This is a genomic window from Ruegeria lacuscaerulensis (assembly GCF_013034685.1).
Classification (GTDB): domain Bacteria; phylum Pseudomonadota; class Alphaproteobacteria; order Rhodobacterales; family Rhodobacteraceae; genus Ruegeria; species Ruegeria lacuscaerulensis_B.
The window spans coordinates 27,588-41,384 of record NZ_WQGO01000011.1 but is presented as its reverse complement, the minus strand read 5'-3'; the positions used below and the strand labels follow the sequence as shown (position 1 = coordinate 41,384).

19 protein-coding genes are annotated in these 13,797 nt (G+C 59.0%); 12 read left to right on the top strand and 7 right to left on the bottom strand.

Annotation, left to right across the window (positions count from 1 at the left end; all coding sequences use genetic code 11):
- Nucleotides 1–176 precede the first annotated feature (176 nt).
- On the top strand, nt 177–530 hold the full coding sequence (locus tag GOV80_RS20290) for a hypothetical protein (RefSeq protein ID WP_170775290.1): 354 nt from the start codon (nt 177–179) through the stop codon (nt 528–530).
- A gap of 36 nt (nt 531–566) precedes the next feature.
- Here GOV80_RS20290 and GOV80_RS20285 read toward each other — a convergent pair whose 3' ends face one another.
- Entirely contained in the window at nt 567–1,739 is a 1,173-nt protein-coding gene (locus GOV80_RS20285) for a MalY/PatB family protein (RefSeq protein ID WP_170775292.1), read from the bottom strand.
- A 94-nt stretch (nt 1,740–1,833) separates the two neighbouring features.
- Between GOV80_RS20285 and def (GOV80_RS20280) the strand changes: the two genes are divergently transcribed.
- The 6 genes from def (GOV80_RS20280) (at nt 1,834) to speB (ending at nt 5,168) form a co-directional block, all read left to right on the top strand.
- On the top strand, nt 1,834–2,352 hold the full coding sequence (def, locus tag GOV80_RS20280) for a peptide deformylase (protein ID WP_170775294.1): 519 nt from the start codon (nt 1,834–1,836) through the stop codon (nt 2,350–2,352).
- Nucleotides 2,349–2,843, top strand: a complete 495-nt coding sequence (gene def / locus GOV80_RS20275; protein ID WP_170787305.1) for a peptide deformylase — start codon at nt 2,349–2,351, stop codon at nt 2,841–2,843. The genes def (GOV80_RS20280) and def (GOV80_RS20275) overlap by 4 nt, the downstream gene beginning before the upstream one ends.
- Before the next feature lie 46 nt (nt 2,844–2,889).
- Entirely contained in the window at nt 2,890–3,804 is a 915-nt protein-coding gene (gene fmt, locus GOV80_RS20270) for a methionyl-tRNA formyltransferase (RefSeq protein WP_170787303.1), read from the top strand.
- 5 nt (nt 3,805–3,809) lie between these two features.
- Nucleotides 3,810–4,046, top strand: coding sequence for a hypothetical protein (locus GOV80_RS20265; RefSeq protein WP_170775300.1), 237 nt, complete (start codon nt 3,810–3,812; stop codon nt 4,044–4,046).
- A gap of 1 nt (nt 4,047) precedes the next feature.
- Nucleotides 4,048–4,284, top strand: coding sequence for a GlsB/YeaQ/YmgE family stress response membrane protein (locus GOV80_RS20260; RefSeq protein ID WP_170787301.1), 237 nt, complete (start codon nt 4,048–4,050; stop codon nt 4,282–4,284).
- Nucleotides 4,285–4,346: 62 nt separating this feature from the next.
- Complete coding sequence (gene speB / locus GOV80_RS20255) at nt 4,347–5,168, top strand: agmatinase (RefSeq protein WP_170787299.1); 822 nt, start codon at nt 4,347–4,349, stop codon at nt 5,166–5,168.
- Nucleotides 5,169–5,170: 2 nt separating this feature from the next.
- Here the strand turns inward: speB and GOV80_RS20250 are convergent, their stop codons facing one another.
- From GOV80_RS20250 to GOV80_RS20225, 6 genes are all read right to left on the bottom strand, one after another.
- The gene (locus GOV80_RS20250) at nt 5,171–5,770 is read right to left on the bottom strand and encodes a COG3904 family protein (RefSeq protein WP_170787297.1); all 600 of its coding nucleotides are present in this window, start codon (nt 5,768–5,770) and stop codon (nt 5,171–5,173) included.
- A gap of 28 nt (nt 5,771–5,798) precedes the next feature.
- Nucleotides 5,799–6,266, bottom strand: a complete 468-nt coding sequence (gene rnhA / locus GOV80_RS20245) for a ribonuclease HI (RefSeq protein ID WP_170775307.1) — start codon at nt 6,264–6,266, stop codon at nt 5,799–5,801.
- Nucleotides 6,259–6,846 carry a class I SAM-dependent methyltransferase gene (locus GOV80_RS20240; RefSeq protein ID WP_331252145.1) on the bottom strand — a complete coding sequence of 196 codons (588 nt, stop codon included), beginning with the start codon at nt 6,844–6,846 and terminating at the stop codon, nt 6,259–6,261. Before GOV80_RS20240 ends, rnhA begins: the two co-directional genes overlap by 8 nt.
- Nucleotides 6,843–7,295 (bottom strand): DUF3429 domain-containing protein, encoded by a 453-nt coding sequence (locus tag GOV80_RS20235; RefSeq protein ID WP_170787294.1) that lies wholly within the window; start codon nt 7,293–7,295, stop codon nt 6,843–6,845. The genes GOV80_RS20240 and GOV80_RS20235 overlap by 4 nt, the downstream gene beginning before the upstream one ends.
- Complete coding sequence (ispH, locus tag GOV80_RS20230; protein ID WP_170787291.1) at nt 7,292–8,242, bottom strand: 4-hydroxy-3-methylbut-2-enyl diphosphate reductase; 951 nt, start codon at nt 8,240–8,242, stop codon at nt 7,292–7,294. The genes GOV80_RS20235 and ispH overlap by 4 nt, the downstream gene beginning before the upstream one ends.
- A gap of 200 nt (nt 8,243–8,442) precedes the next feature.
- Nucleotides 8,443–9,015 (bottom strand): LabA-like NYN domain-containing protein, encoded by a 573-nt coding sequence (locus GOV80_RS20225; protein WP_170775314.1) that lies wholly within the window; start codon nt 9,013–9,015, stop codon nt 8,443–8,445.
- 140 nt (nt 9,016–9,155) lie between these two features.
- Between GOV80_RS20225 and folK the strand changes: the two genes are divergently transcribed.
- From folK to GOV80_RS20200, 5 genes are all read left to right on the top strand, one after another.
- Nucleotides 9,156–9,725, top strand: coding sequence for a 2-amino-4-hydroxy-6-hydroxymethyldihydropteridine diphosphokinase (gene folK / locus GOV80_RS20220; protein WP_170787289.1), 570 nt, complete (start codon nt 9,156–9,158; stop codon nt 9,723–9,725).
- 94 nt (nt 9,726–9,819) lie between these two features.
- Nucleotides 9,820–10,173 carry a DNA-directed RNA polymerase subunit omega gene (gene rpoZ, locus GOV80_RS20215; protein ID WP_170356736.1) on the top strand — a complete coding sequence of 118 codons (354 nt, stop codon included), beginning with the start codon at nt 9,820–9,822 and terminating at the stop codon, nt 10,171–10,173.
- 26 nt (nt 10,174–10,199) lie between these two features.
- Nucleotides 10,200–12,332 carry a RelA/SpoT family protein gene (locus GOV80_RS20210; protein ID WP_170775318.1) on the top strand — a complete coding sequence of 711 codons (2,133 nt, stop codon included), beginning with the start codon at nt 10,200–10,202 and terminating at the stop codon, nt 12,330–12,332.
- 16 nt (nt 12,333–12,348) lie between these two features.
- Nucleotides 12,349–13,047: a DUF2062 domain-containing protein gene (locus GOV80_RS20205; RefSeq protein WP_170775320.1), complete on the top strand. Its 699-nt coding sequence runs from the start codon at nt 12,349–12,351 to the stop codon at nt 13,045–13,047.
- Nucleotides 13,040–13,786 carry a pyridoxine 5'-phosphate synthase gene (locus GOV80_RS20200; RefSeq protein WP_170787287.1) on the top strand — a complete coding sequence of 249 codons (747 nt, stop codon included), beginning with the start codon at nt 13,040–13,042 and terminating at the stop codon, nt 13,784–13,786. The genes GOV80_RS20205 and GOV80_RS20200 overlap by 8 nt, the downstream gene beginning before the upstream one ends.
- Nucleotides 13,787–13,797: the final 11 nt, after the last annotated feature.

Sequence of the window (13,797 nt, the reverse complement as noted above, 5' to 3'; positions counted from 1 at the left end):
GGGTGTCGCTCGGGTCGGTTCCATGCGAGGGCGCGCGCATCTTGCCTGCGTCATTGCACAGGTCGATCCGGGATTTCCGCGCAACAGATTGAATTCGGTTTGTTTCAGGTTCTCAGCTTCATTGGATTTTTACGAAGAGTTGCTCACAATAGTATGTACTGCGGGGGAAAATTGTTATGACGACCTATGTTTCTAAGGAAATAAGCGCCGAATTGGATGCGGCGCGAATCGCGGGGTTGAAAAAGACCAGCCGCCTTCGTGTCGAAATCGGCGACAATACATATAAAATTCTGAGATTGTGGAAAGACGGCTTCACGGTTGAGGCCGCAACGACGCCGAAATTGCGCGGGTTGGTCGATATCTATGACGGTGCGAACCATCTGTACCAATGCCTGATCATCGCTGACGAAGATGAGGCGGGTGAGATGCGGTATGAGTTCAAGCGTAGCACTGCCGCCTCGGATAAGGCTCCTTTGGATTTCTACCGTGCGCCGGATGCGCCCATCGCGCTGCTAGGCCATAAGGACTAACGGGATGCCCGACGGACAGACCGCCGGGCCTTCCGATCACTGCAAATCTGCAAAAGCACGCTTCAGCCGGGCGCATGCGTCCTCGACACGGCTGCGCTGAGTAGCAAGGTTGAAACGCTCGAAGGTTTCTCCGCCTGCTCCGAAGCCGGGGCCGGGTGAGGTGGCGATTTTGGCATCTTCTCGCAGACGCCGGGTGAACTCGGCATGGTCCATGCCTGTGCCCGAAAAATCGACCCAGGCCAGATAAGTGGATTGCAACGGCATTGACCAAAGGCCGGGGATTTCAGCAATCGTCGCGTCGAACAGTTTGCGGTTTCCGTCCAGATGCGCGACCTGCTGGTCGACCCATGCGGCGCCCTCGGGCGTGTAGGCGGCGGTGATCATCGCCACACCTAGCGCGCTGGGGTCATAGTCCAGCGCCTGAATGCGGTGGCGCATGTCCGCGCGCAGCTTAGTATCGGGAATGATCATATTCCCGGTGCGTTGACCGGCGATGTTGAAGGTCTTGGAAGCCGCCGTCAGGGTCACCGTCCAAGGGCGCGCATCAGGTGCTGCAACATCCATCGGCACAAAGGTGCTGCCGGGATAGACCAGATCATGATGGATCTCATCCGACACCAGGATCAGCCCGTTCCGTTCGGCAAACGCCGCGACCGCGCGCAGCTCGTCCGGTGTCCAGACCCGGCCCGAGGGGTTCTGCGGTGAGCACCACAGCAGCATCTTTTCCGACCCGTCCAGTCGCGATTGCGCATCCTCGAGGTCAACGGCATAGCTTTCACCATCACGCACCAATGGGCATTCGACCACGCGGCGGCCGGATTTGTTCACTTTGTGCGCGAACTCATGGTAAACAGGGGAGAAGATCACAATCCCGTCGCCCGGCTGAGACCAGACATCCAGACACAGGGCGATCGCGTTGCCCAACCCCTGCGACGTCAGGACCCAATCTGTGTCAATCTCCCACCCGTGGCGATTTACCATCCACCACTGGACCGAAGCCAGATAGTCCGGATGCATCCAGGAATAGCCGAACACTCCGTGATCGACGGCCTGCTGCACGGCATCAATCACGCAAGGCGCTGTGCGATAATCAGAATCCGCGGTCCACATGGCCAGCCCGTCGTCTGGCGAAATGCCATAAAGGCGCTCCATCTTGTCCCATTTTGAACTGTTGGTGCCCCGGCGGTCGGTGAGGTCGTTGAACGTCATGTCATCTCCATCTGTCGCGACGAAAGCTAGCCACAATCGCGGCAGGTGCAAGGGGGGCGTTGCGGCGGGTCGCGCGATGGCCTAAATCAACTTCATGAAACGCACTATTCTGATCCATCCCGACCCCCGCCTGAAAAAGGTCTGTGCCCCCGTGGCCGATCTGACGGATGAGCTGCGCAAGCTGGCCGATGACATGCTGGAGACGATGTATGACGCGCCCGGCGTCGGGCTGGCCGCGCCGCAGATCGGTGTGCTGGATCGGTTGATCGTGCTGGATTGCGTCAAGGAAGAGGGCGAGGCCCCGCGCCCGTTGATCATGTTCAACCCCGAGATCATCGCGTCGTCCGACGAAACGAATGTGTACGAGGAAGGTTGCCTGTCGATCCCCGAGCAATATGCCGAGGTCACCCGTCCCAAAGTCGTGGATGTGGCCTGGATCGACCGCGACGGCAACGCGCAGCAGGAAACCTTCGACGGCCTTTGGGCCACCTGTGTGCAACATGAGATCGACCATCTGAACGGTAAGCTGTTCATCGACTATCTCAAACCGCTGAAACGCCAGATGATCACGCGCAAAATGCAAAAGTTGAAACGCGAAAAGGCCCGCGCATGACGGTCCGCGCCTGTCTGCCGTGGCCTGACAAACGTCTGCGCACCAAGGCGGAAGACGTGGCAGAGGTCACCGATGAAATTCGCGCCATCTGGAACGACATGATCGACACGATGGAAGCGATGCCCGGCGTCGGCCTCGCCGCGCCTCAGATCGGGGTGATGTTGCGGCTGGCCGTGGTGGATGGCTCGACCGAGCGGGGCCGGGCCGTGCGTCTGGCGAACCCGGAAATCCTGCACAGTTCCGTTGAACTTCGCGAACATGATGAGGCCAGCCCGAACCTGCCCGGCGTCTCGGCCAAGGTGAAGCGCCCGCGCGCGGTGACGGTAAAGTTCTTGAACGAACAGGGCATGATCGACCGTCGTGACTTTGTGGGGATCGAAGCCACCAGCGTGCAGCATCAGATCGACCATCTGAACGGGCGGATGTATTTCGATCGTCTCAGCAAGGTCAAACGAGACATGCTGTTACGCAAAGCCAAGAAACTCGGATAGCCCCAGGCGTCTGCCCTGCGCTTACCCCAACCACCGGAGCCCCCTCATGCGCATCATCTTCATGGGAACGCCCGATTTCTCGGTGCCGGTGCTGGACGCGCTGGTCGCGGCCGGACATGAAATCGCCGCCGTCTATTGCCAGCCGCCCCGCCCAGCAGGGCGTGGCAAAAAGAACCGTCCCACCCCGGTTCACGCACGGGCCGAGGTATTGGGGTTCGACGTTCGTCATCCGGTCTCGCTGAAATCGCCCGACGAACAAGCGGCGTTTGCGGCCTTGGACGCAGATGTCGCTGTCGTTGTCGCCTATGGCTTGCTGTTGCCGCAAGCCATCCTGGATGCGCCGAAACATGGCTGTTTGAACATTCACGCCAGCCTGTTACCGCGCTGGCGCGGGGCTGCTCCGCTTCAGCGTGCGATCATGGCGGGCGACGCTCAGACGGGTATCTGCATCATGCAGATGGAGGCCGGGCTGGATACCGGCCCGGTCCTGTTGCGTCGGGCTACGGATATTGGGCCGCTGGAAACCACAGCGCAGCTTCATGATCGATTGTCAGAAATGGGCGCTGCTATGGTGGTTGAAGCGTTGGAGGAGCTGCCGAACCTGACCCCTGAGGTTCAGCCTGAAGATGGCGTGACCTATGCTGCGAAGATCGACAAATCCGAGGCGCGCGTCGACTGGGCGCGTCCTGCCGCCGAGGTTGACCGGCAAATCCGGGGCCTGTCCCCGTTCCCCGGCGCCTGGACCGAGATCGAAGGCGAGCGGGTCAAGCTTTTGTCCTCTCGGCTGGCCGCTGGGCAGGGCGCTCCGGGAGAGGTTCTGAATGACACACTCCGCGTGGCCTGTGGCGACGGCGCGGTTGACCTTTTGCGGCTGCAACGGGCAGGGAAAGGGGCGCAGGATGTTGAAACCTTTTTGCGGGGGTGGCCTGTTTCGTCCGGAACGCGGCTCAGTTCGGAGTAAACCAGATGTTCATGATATTGATGGGCACCGTCGTGATTGCCGGGATCGTGGGGTATCTGGCTGAAAAAACCGGATTTACCCACAATGGATACCTGCCCTCGATCATCATTTGCGTGGGCGGCGCGTTCCTGTTCTACTTTGTGCGCATCATGTTTGGCATCAGCTTCGGCCCGCCCGGACTGGACGCGGTCCTGTCATCCATCGGGGCGCTGATCATCGTGCCCACTCATTGGAGGAAATAACTTGCCCGTTATCGCCCTTATCATCATCGGAGCCGCCGCCGGGTTTCTGGCGACACGACTGATGCGGATCGAGGCCGATATTCCCACAACCATGTTGATCGGCATCGTTGGCGCGCTGGTCGGCGGGTTCCTTCTACGTGCATTGATCGCCGTAGCGGGCTGGCTGTCGGGCTTTGTCGGTGCGGTTTTGGGTGCGTTGTTGGTGATCTGGATCTGGCAGACATACCTGCGCCGTTGACCTCTTGACCTTTCGGAATCAATTCGGCCAGATCGCCGCAGAATTTATCTGAAAGGTGTTCCATGCCACAGGATCTGAACCCAGGTGACGTCGCACTTATGGGGGTGCCTCTGGATCTTCATTCCTCGTTTCTGCAAGGGCCCGCCTTTGCCCCTGGTCGTATTCGCGAGGCTCTGCATTCCGGAGCCGCTAACCTGACCGCAGAGGATGGCACAGATCTCGGCGCGACCGACCGCTTCAAGGATACAGGCGACCTGGATGTGTTCGAGATGATCGGACAGGAACCTATCGACCGGATCGAAGCCGGTGCTGCTGCGCGGATTTCAAGCGGTGCGCGACTGTTATCTCTGGGAGGGGACCATTCGGTTGCCTATCCGCTGATCAAGGCGCATTCGGAACGGTATGAGGGGTTGAACATCCTGCATATCGACTCGCATCCCGACTTGTATGACAGTCAGCAAGTCGGTCCGCTGGGCCATGGCTGCCCCTTCGCGCGGGTAATGGAGACCTGCGCAATCAACCGTCTGGTGCAGGTTGGTATCCGTACCATGAACAAGCACCAGCAGGAACAGGCCGACAAGTTCGGCGTCGAAGTGATCGACATGCAAAGCTGGCGCCCCGATCTTGAAATCAGCTTTGATGGCCCTGTTTACCTCTCCCTGGATCTGGATGCGTTGGACCCTGCCTTTGCGCCCGGCGTGTCGCATCATGAACCCGGTGGGTTAAGCACCCGCGAGGTGATCAACCTGATCCGCCGTTTCAAGGGGCAGTTGGTCGGCGCTGACATCGTCGAATTGAATCCTCATCGTGACCCGTATGGGATGACGGCCATGGTGGCTGCGAAATTCGTCAAAGAGATCGGAGCCAGGTTGCTGTCACGCTGAGGTCATCGTGCGTCGCAGGTTGCGGATGATCCAAGTTGCGGCACATTACGGGTCGTGAGGGCGAACCGTTCAACTTCGGTCGCGCTCATCCAGTGCATGTCCTCGGCCGAGGCCGCGTTAAGCGTGTACCAGTAGAAGGCCGGGTCAACACCGATATCGGCATAGTAGTCCAGGTACCGGTCATGCTCTGGGTCGTCTTTGGGGATTTCGGTGGCCACGATGTTCCAGCCGCCCCAACTGTGCACGCCAACGCAGGCACCAGGTTCCAGAACGCGGCGGTTGCCTGCCAGAAACAGGTCCGTGCCGCCCGACGCCACCATGCCGTCCGACGGAACAATCGTGTCAAACCCCAGTTCCCGCACGACACGCGAGAAGACGACATTTGCGTCATCGTCCACGGAGCCTTCAATATATTGCAGGACAAGGGTTTTAGCCTGCGGATTGCTGCGGATGACCTCCTGAAAGGCATGCAAGGACGTGTGGTCGATAGTACCCGAGGCGACAATCCGGTCGCTCTGTGCCTCAAATCGCAGGGCGTCGTAGGATGGGGTACACCCGGCCATAAGGGCGAAACTGACTGCAAAGCAGAACTGTGGTTTCATGGCAGGCGTATTCCTTTTGGCGCGCCGTCTAGGCCTTTGCTTTCTTGGGTTTGAACGGGGCCATGCCCGTCCGGGCCAACTCGTCGGCTTTTTCGTTTTCAGGATGGCCCGCGTGACCTTTGACCCATTCCCAGGTCACGTCATGGCGGGTTTGTGCCTCATCCAGCCGCTGCCACAAATCTACATTCTTAACGGGCTTCTTGTTCGAGGTCTTCCAACCGTTCCGCTTCCACCCGAAAATCCACCCCGTGACGCCGTTTTTCACGTAGGCGCTGTCAGTCACAACGGTGATCTTCGAGGCCCGCTCCAATGTTTCTAGCGCGCTGATCGCAGCCAGCAGCTCCATCCGGTTGTTTGTGGTTTCGGCCTCGCCGCCGCTGAGTTCCCGTTCTTTCAGGACATTGTCGCCATCCATCGCGCGCAGCAGAACCCCCCAGCCGCCGGGGCCCGGATTGCCGGAACATGCGCCGTCCGTATAGGCGAACAGCTCAGGCATGGGCCAGCACCAGAATGAAACCGTCATATGAACCCGCAAGGCCGGCACCCACGCCCGTCGTGATCCGGTCGATGGTGAACCCGGACTTTGTCATAGCCTCCTCGATTTCAGTTTGTGAAAAATAGGTGTAGTAGCGATCCAGATCGTCGCGATGTTCACCCGTGCCCAGTTTCAGGCCCAGAAAAAAAACACCCTCGGGTTTCAGCGCTTTGTGGATGGCGGACAGATGCCGCGCAAAATCCGCGCGCGGGGCGTGCAGCAGGGAAAAGCTGGCATAGATGCCGTCATATTCAGCCTCTTCCGTCACGTCGTCAAACGTGCCCAGACGCGCGTCAATCCCGTTCTGCTGCGCATGTTCGACAAAGGCGGGCGTGGCATCAAGGGCACGGACACGCAGCCCTTCGCGTTGTAGAAAGGCGCTGTCCGATCCGGGGCCGGAACCGAGATCCAGCACATAACCGCCTTCCGCAACCGCTTCGGCAAAGGCCATGCGGGCTTCGATCTGTTCGGGGGGCAGGGGGATGCTCAGATATTCGGCCACGCGGGCAGTGTAGGCGTCAATCGTTCTCTTGTCGGTCACAGGTACACTCCAACGGCTAAGCAGGCCAGAACAACGGCCGTCAGCATCATGCGCAGACGCATCCACCAGACCGGCGTCAATCGCCAGTATGAGAACACAGCGTCCAGCAAAAGCAACCCGGCAAAACCCCACATCAGGTTGGTGCCTGCAGCGACCGGCCCGCCGCCCGTTTTCGCAAAGGCCCAAAGTGCGGGCAGAACCGAGAGCAGATAGCAGGTCGCCGCCTTGCTACCAGATGTCTTGGTCGAAAAACCCCACAGCACGCCGGACATAAAGCTGAGGATGACAGAGCCGTAGAACAACTGCACATAAGGTCCCACAAAACGAGCCCCAAGCGCCTGAGTACCCCAAGCGTGCAGATCGTCATTCAGGTAGGTCAGTGCGCCCCAGACAAAGGGGATCAGCCCGGCCAGCCCCAGAAATAACGGGGCTCTTGGTATGCCGCTCATGCCGGTTCGCGCAGCACGCGCGGGACTTTGAATTCAACGTTCTCAACAGCGGTTTCGACCATCTCGACCGTCACGTCGTAATGGTCGCGGAATGCGTCGATCACCTCGTTGACCAGCACTTCAGGGGCCGAAGCTCCGGCGGTGATGGCAACCGAGGAAATTCCTTTCAGCGCCCGCCAGTCGATATCAGTGGACCGTTGCACCAGTTGGGCATAATCGCACCCAGCACGCGCGGCGACCTCGACCAGACGGCGTGAGTTTGACGAGTTCGGCGCGCCTACAACCAACAGGGCGTCGGATCTGGGGGCGACGGCTTTGACGGCCTCTTGTCGGTTGGTGGTGGCGTAGCAAATATCTTCTTTATGCGGGCCGACGATGGCGGGAAACCGTGCCTCAAGCGCGGCGATGATATCCTTGGTGTCATCGACTGACAGGGTGGTCTGAGTGACAAAGGCCAACTTTTCGGGGTTGCGCACCTGAACGGTGGCCACATCCTCGACCGTTTCGACCAGCAGAACTTCGCCCTCGGGCAGTTGCCCCATGGTGCCGACGGTTTCGGGATGGCCCTTGTGGCCGATCATGATCATCTGCAACCCGGCCTCAGCATGGCGTTGCGCCTCGACATGGACCTTGGATACCAGCGGGCAGGTGGCGTCGACATAGATCATTTCGCGCTGTGCGGCTGTGGCCGGGACGGATTTTGGCACGCCATGGGCCGAGAAAATCACCGGGCGGTCATCGGGGCATTCGTCCAGTTCCTCGACAAACACCGCGCCTTTTTCGCGCAAGCCGTCGACCACGAACTTGTTGTGCACGATCTCGTGGCGCACATAAACAGGGGCGCCCCATTTTTGCAGGGCCATCTCGACGATTTTTATTGCCCGGTCCACACCGGCGCAAAACCCGCGCGGCGCGGCAAGGTACAAGGTCAGAGGGGGCTTATCCATGTCACATACTCCTTGAGGCCACAGGTAGGTCTTTTCCTTGCCATGGTCCAGACAGGACAGTGTCATTCATCTGACATGAATCAGTGGTATCCAGCAGATGTTTCAGCACCTGTTTCTAGTTAAAGCAACGCGGTCAGGGTTTTGCCCTGACCGTGTCGATTTTCATTTAGATAATATCGTTCAGGCGTGGGCCTGAGGCGTTACTGCCCACTTGCCGCGACGCTGCGCGGCTCCATCGGGACGTCACGCGGAGGGCGGCCGATTACGTCGCGCAGATCCTCCAGCTCGATGAAGTTGTCGGCTTGGCGGCGGAGCTCGTCCGAGATCATCGGCGGCTGGCTGCGGATGGTCGAGACGACCGAAACGCGCACGCCCTGACGTTGCAGGCTGGCAATCAGCGGGCGGAAATCCCCATCGCCCGAAAACAGCACGATATGATCAACGCGCGGTGCCAGTTCCATGGCATCGACGGTAAGTTCGATATCCATGTTCCCTTTGACTTTCCGACGCCCCATGCTGTCGGTGTATTCCTTGGCGGGTTTCGTCACCATGGTGAAGCCGTTGTAATGCAGCCAGTCCACCAGGGGTCGGATCGGGGAATACTCGTCATTTTCCAGTAGCGCTGTGTAGTAGAAAGCACGAAGCATCTTGCCGCGACGCATGAATTCTTGGCGCAGCAATTTGTAGTCGATGTCAAACCCCAGTGCTTTTGCGGCCGCATAAAGATTCGAGCCGTCGATGAACAGCGCTAGCCGTTCGTCTTTATAAAACATAAATAGGTCCTTCCGGTATCTACCAGAACGCCGGGTGTTACGTGAGTGAGCTTAGGAAATAGGCGGCGCGCTGATACGCCTATAATTAGTGTTTTTAATGTGTATCGCAAGTATGCAATTCACCGAATATAGGGAGTAGAATGCGCAATATTACGTCAGAATCGGTGATCGCACTGGGTGCAAATCTCAATTTGAGAGGTGATGGGCCCAAGGTGACACTTGAGAAGGCTCTTGACGCACTAAAGCGTCAGGGGGTGGTGATTCGCGCGGTCAGCCGCTTTTTTGAGACACCGTGTTTCCCAGCTGGCGCGGGGCCGGACTATGTTAATGCCGCGGCTTTGATTGAGACAGAAAAGACGCCTTCCGAATTGCTGCATCTGCTGCATGAGGTGGAGAAGGAATTCGGGCGCAAGCGGATTCAGCGCTGGGGGATGCGGACGCTGGATTTGGATCTGGTGTGTTTTGGTGACGGCGTATTGCCCGACCGGACGGAGTACGAACGCTGGAGGACATTGCCGCAAGATGACCAGATGCAACGCGCACCGGACCAGTTGATTCTGCCGCATCCGCGGCTTCAGGATCGCGCATTTGTGCTGGTTCCGATGGCCGATATCGCCCCGGATTGGGAGCATCCAGTCTTGGGTCAGAGCGTTCGGGAAATGCTGGCGCAGCTACCTGCCGATGAAATTGCCTCTGTCACCCCTTTGTGAAGGGTGCATTTGCAGCATTTCTTGCTTGTCAAGGCGGGGATTCGCCCTTAGATAAACCTCTTCCTGACATGGATTCAGAAACGGAGAGCGCCCCATGGCCCGCGTGACGGTAGAAGATTGCGTAGACAAGGTACAAAACCGGTTTGAGCTGGTGATGCTTGCCGCCCATCGTGCGCGTGAGATTTCAGCCGGTGCCGCGATCACCGTGGACCGCGACAACGACAAGAACCCGGTCGTGTCGCTGCGCGAAATCGCCGATGAAACCCAAAGCGCTGATGAGCTGCGCGAGCGCCTGATCGAGGCCAACCAGACCCAGATCGAGGTTGACGAGCCTGAAGAGGATCAGATGGCTCTGCTGATGGGTGCGGAATCCGACAAGCCCGCCGATGACGACATGTCCGAAGAGAAGCTGCTGCGCGCTCTGATGGAGGCTCAAGGCCAGGGGTAATCCCCAAAGACGAAGGTGCGGACCGGATGATTTCTGCTGAAGACCTGATTGCGCTGGTCCGCAACTACAACCCCAAGACAAATGCTGACCGCATAACCCGAGCTTATGAGTTTGGGAAACAGATGCACGAAGGTCAGTTTCGCCACTCGGGCGAGCCCTATTTCACTCATCCCGTTGCCGTTGCCGCCATCCTGACCGAACAGCGACTGGATGATGCCACGATCATTACCGCGCTGCTGCATGACACGATCGAGGACACCAAAGCCAATTACAGCAAGGTGTCCGAGCTGTTTGGCGATGAAGTGGCCAAGCTGGTCGATGGGGTCACCAAGCTGACCAACCTGCAGCTGTCCAGCCGCGAAACCAAACAGGCCGAGAATTTCCGTAAACTGTTCATGGCCATGTCCAAGGATTTGCGGGTCATTCTGGTCAAGCTGGCCGACCGTCTGCACAATATGCGCACGATCAAGGCGATGCGCCCGGAAAAGCAGATCGTCAAGGCGCGCGAGACAATGGATATCTACGCGCCGCTTGCCGGCCGGATGGGGATGCAATGGATGCGCGAAGAGCTGGAGGACCTGGCCTTCCGCGTGCTGAATCCCGAAGGCCGCCAGTCGATCATCCGGCGGTTCATCACTCTGCAACGTGAAACCGGCGATGTGATCCACCGGATCACGGGCGACATGCGGTTCGAGCTGGAAAAAGCCGGGATCGAAGCCGAGGTCTTTGGTCGCGCAAAGAAACCCTATTCGATCTGGCGCAAGATGCAGGAAAAGGATCAGGGGTTCTCGCGCCTGTCCGACATATACGGGTTCCGCATCATCACCCAGACGGAAGAAGATTGTTACCGGACGTTGGGCGCAATCCACCAACGCTGGCGTGCGGTGCCGGGGCGGTTCAAGGACTATATCAGCCAGCCAAAATCCAACGGCTACCGCTCGATTCACACCACAGTGTCGGGGCGCGACGGTAAGCGCGTCGAGGTGCAAATCCGTACCCGTCAGATGCACGACGTGGCTGAGACGGGTGTGGCGGCGCATTGGTCTTATCGGGATGGGGTGCGGTCGGAAAACCCGTTTGCAGTCGATCCAGCCAAGTGGATCGCGAACCTGACCGAGCAGTTCGATAGTGAGGATGACCACGAGGATTTCCTCGAAGCAGTTAAGCTTGAGATGTATTCGGACCAGGTGTTCTGCTTCACACCCAAGGGCGATGTGGTGAAACTGCCGCGTGGGGCGACACCAATAGATTTCGCTTATGCGATCCACACACGGATCGGTCATGCCTGCGTTGGCGCCAAGGTAGATGGTATCAGGGTTCCGCTATGGACCCGGATCAAGAACGGCCAATCGGTTGATGTCATCACCGCGGACGGTCAGACCCCGCAGGTCACTTGGCTTGAGATTGCTGTCACCGGCAAGGCCCGCACCGCCATCCGGCGCGCTCTGCGAGAGGTGGATCGCGAGCGCTTTATCAAACTGGGCAAAGAACTGGCGCGCTCGGGCTTCGAACATGTGGGGCGCAAGGCCACAGACAAGGCGCTGGAGACGGCCGCTAAACACTTGCGCCTGAAGGATCGAGACGAACTGTTGGCCCGGCTAGGCAGTGCCGAACTGACCGCGCATGATGTGGTCAGCGCCGTTTACCCAGAACTAACGCAGGACGAAGGCGACGCCATCCCCTTGCGCCGTGCCGTGATCGGGCTTGAGCCGGGGCAGAAATTTGACCGCGCGCCGTGCTGTCAGCCTCTACCTGGTGAACGCATCGTCGGCATTACCTATCGCGGCAAAGGCGTGGTGGTTCACGCCATCGACTGTAATCGTCTGACCGAGTTCGAGGGCGAGCCCGAGCGGTGGGTTGACCTGCATTGGCATACCGGAACCCATCCGGCGGTCTACGGTGCAACGCTGGAGTTGACCATCGGGAATGATGCGGGCGTACTGGGGCGTATTTGCACATTGATTGGCGAGAAAAAGGCCAATATCTCAAACTTGGAATTCGTTGATCGCAAACCGGATTTTTACCGATTGTTGATCAGTGTCGAACTGCGTGATCTCGAACAGCTGCATTCGCTGATGCTGATGCTTGAAGCCGAAAGCGACGTAGCGGCGGTGGAACGGTTCAGGGACAGGTCCAAGACCGCCGTGGCGGCTGGCTGAGAAGGGGTGATCAGGAGTGGTATTCAAGCGCCGAGATCGACGCTCGCCTGTCCAGATCGCATCTGAATTCGTCTACCCCCGTGGCGGATGGACCCGAGCCTTTCACTATGTCAAACACCGTGTACGCCGGTTGCCCGATTCCCCGGAACGTATCGCACGTGGGATCGGGGCAGGGGTGTTTGCTGCCTTCACGCCCTTTTATAGCCTGCACTTTGTGGTTGCCGCCCTTCTGGCGCGGTTGATTAATGGCAATATTCTGGCTGCGCTGAGTGGGACATTCTTTGGTAATCCGTTGACATATGTCCCGATCGGCGTTGTCAGCCTGCAAACCGGCCACTTCATTCTGGGTACCAAATTCGAAGAAGGTGACACCCACGGTCTGATGGGCAAATTCGCTGGTGCGCTCGGCGATCTGAAGAACAATTTTCTGGCGATCTTCACCGACCGCATGGCCGACTGGTACGGGCTAAGGATCTTTTATGATGAGGTGTTTTTTCCCTATCTGGTTGGGGGGATTCTGCCCGGTCTTGTCGCCGGGGCTGTGTGTCACTACCTGAGCCTGCCGTTGATCCGAACCTATCAGCAGCGCCGCCGGGCCAAGATCAAAGCCAAGTTCGACGAAATCCGGCGGTTGGCTGAATCCAAGCCTGCCGTTTCGGTTCCAAAACCACTAGGCTCGGGCCAGAATTCGGCAAAGGAATCAAACGATGTCTGACAATATCCTGCGTCTGGGCGTGAATATCGACCACGTAGCAACCGTGCGCAACGCGCGCGGTGGGGCGTACCCTGACCCTCTGCGCGCCGCCAAGCTGGCGGAAGAGGCCGGGGCTGATGGCATCACGGCCCATCTGCGCGAAGATCGCCGCCATATCTCGGACGCCGATATCGACGGGCTGATGGAGGTGCTGTCGGTGCCCCTGAACTTTGAAATGGCTGCGACGCCCGAGATGCAGCAGATCGCCCTGCGGCACAAACCGCATGCGGTGTGCATCGTTCCCGAAAAGCGCGAGGAACGGACGACCGAGGGTGGTTTGGAAGTCGCGCGCGAGGAAAACAAGCTGGCCCATTTCATCGCTCCCCTGCGCGACGTGGGCTGCCGTGTGTCCATTTTCATCGCCGCCGACCAGCGCCAGATCGAAGCCGCGCACCGTATCGGTGCTGAGGTGATCGAGCTGCACACCGGTGCTTATTGCGACGCCGTCTCCGAGGGCCACACAGACATAGCCACCCGTGAGCTGGACAGTCTGCGCCAAATGTCCACCTTTGCGCATTCCCTGGGCCTAGAGGTCCACGCGGGCCACGGCCTGACCTATGACACGGTGCAGCCTGTCGCGGCTTTCCCCGAGGTGCGCGAGCTGAATATCGGCCACTTCCTGATCGGAGAGGCCATCTTCCGCGGCCTCACCCCCGCCATTGCCGAGATGCGCCGCCTGATGGATGAGGCGCGGGCTTGAAACAGTGTCGG

Bases quoted from the DNA above. Each gene is read 5' to 3' on its own strand.
- GOV80_RS20290 (WP_170775290.1), top strand. From the start codon at position 177: ATGACGACCTATGTTTCTAAGGAAATAAGCGCCGAATTGGATGCGGCG.
- GOV80_RS20285 (WP_170775292.1), bottom strand. From the start codon at position 1,739: ATGACGTTCAACGACCTCACCGACCGCCGGGGCACCAACAGTTCAAAA.
- def (WP_170775294.1), top strand. From the start codon at position 1,834: ATGAAACGCACTATTCTGATCCATCCCGACCCCCGCCTGAAAAAGGTC.
- def (WP_170787305.1), top strand. From the start codon at position 2,349: ATGACGGTCCGCGCCTGTCTGCCGTGGCCTGACAAACGTCTGCGCACC.
- fmt (WP_170787303.1), top strand. From the start codon at position 2,890: ATGCGCATCATCTTCATGGGAACGCCCGATTTCTCGGTGCCGGTGCTG.
- GOV80_RS20265 (WP_170775300.1), top strand. From the start codon at position 3,810: ATGTTCATGATATTGATGGGCACCGTCGTGATTGCCGGGATCGTGGGG.
- speB (WP_170787299.1), top strand. From the start codon at position 4,347: ATGCCACAGGATCTGAACCCAGGTGACGTCGCACTTATGGGGGTGCCT.
- GOV80_RS20250 (WP_170787297.1), bottom strand. From the start codon at position 5,770: ATGAAACCACAGTTCTGCTTTGCAGTCAGTTTCGCCCTTATGGCCGGG.
- rnhA (WP_170775307.1), bottom strand. From the start codon at position 6,266: ATGCCTGAGCTGTTCGCCTATACGGACGGCGCATGTTCCGGCAATCCG.
- GOV80_RS20235 (WP_170787294.1), bottom strand. From the start codon at position 7,295: ATGAGCGGCATACCAAGAGCCCCGTTATTTCTGGGGCTGGCCGGGCTG.
- ispH (WP_170787291.1), bottom strand. From the start codon at position 8,242: ATGGATAAGCCCCCTCTGACCTTGTACCTTGCCGCGCCGCGCGGGTTT.
- GOV80_RS20225 (WP_170775314.1), bottom strand. From the start codon at position 9,015: ATGTTTTATAAAGACGAACGGCTAGCGCTGTTCATCGACGGCTCGAAT.
- folK (WP_170787289.1), top strand. From the start codon at position 9,156: ATGCGCAATATTACGTCAGAATCGGTGATCGCACTGGGTGCAAATCTC.
- rpoZ (WP_170356736.1), top strand. From the start codon at position 9,820: ATGGCCCGCGTGACGGTAGAAGATTGCGTAGACAAGGTACAAAACCGG.
- GOV80_RS20210 (WP_170775318.1), top strand. From the start codon at position 10,200: ATGATTTCTGCTGAAGACCTGATTGCGCTGGTCCGCAACTACAACCCC.
- GOV80_RS20200 (WP_170787287.1), top strand. From the start codon at position 13,040: ATGTCTGACAATATCCTGCGTCTGGGCGTGAATATCGACCACGTAGCA.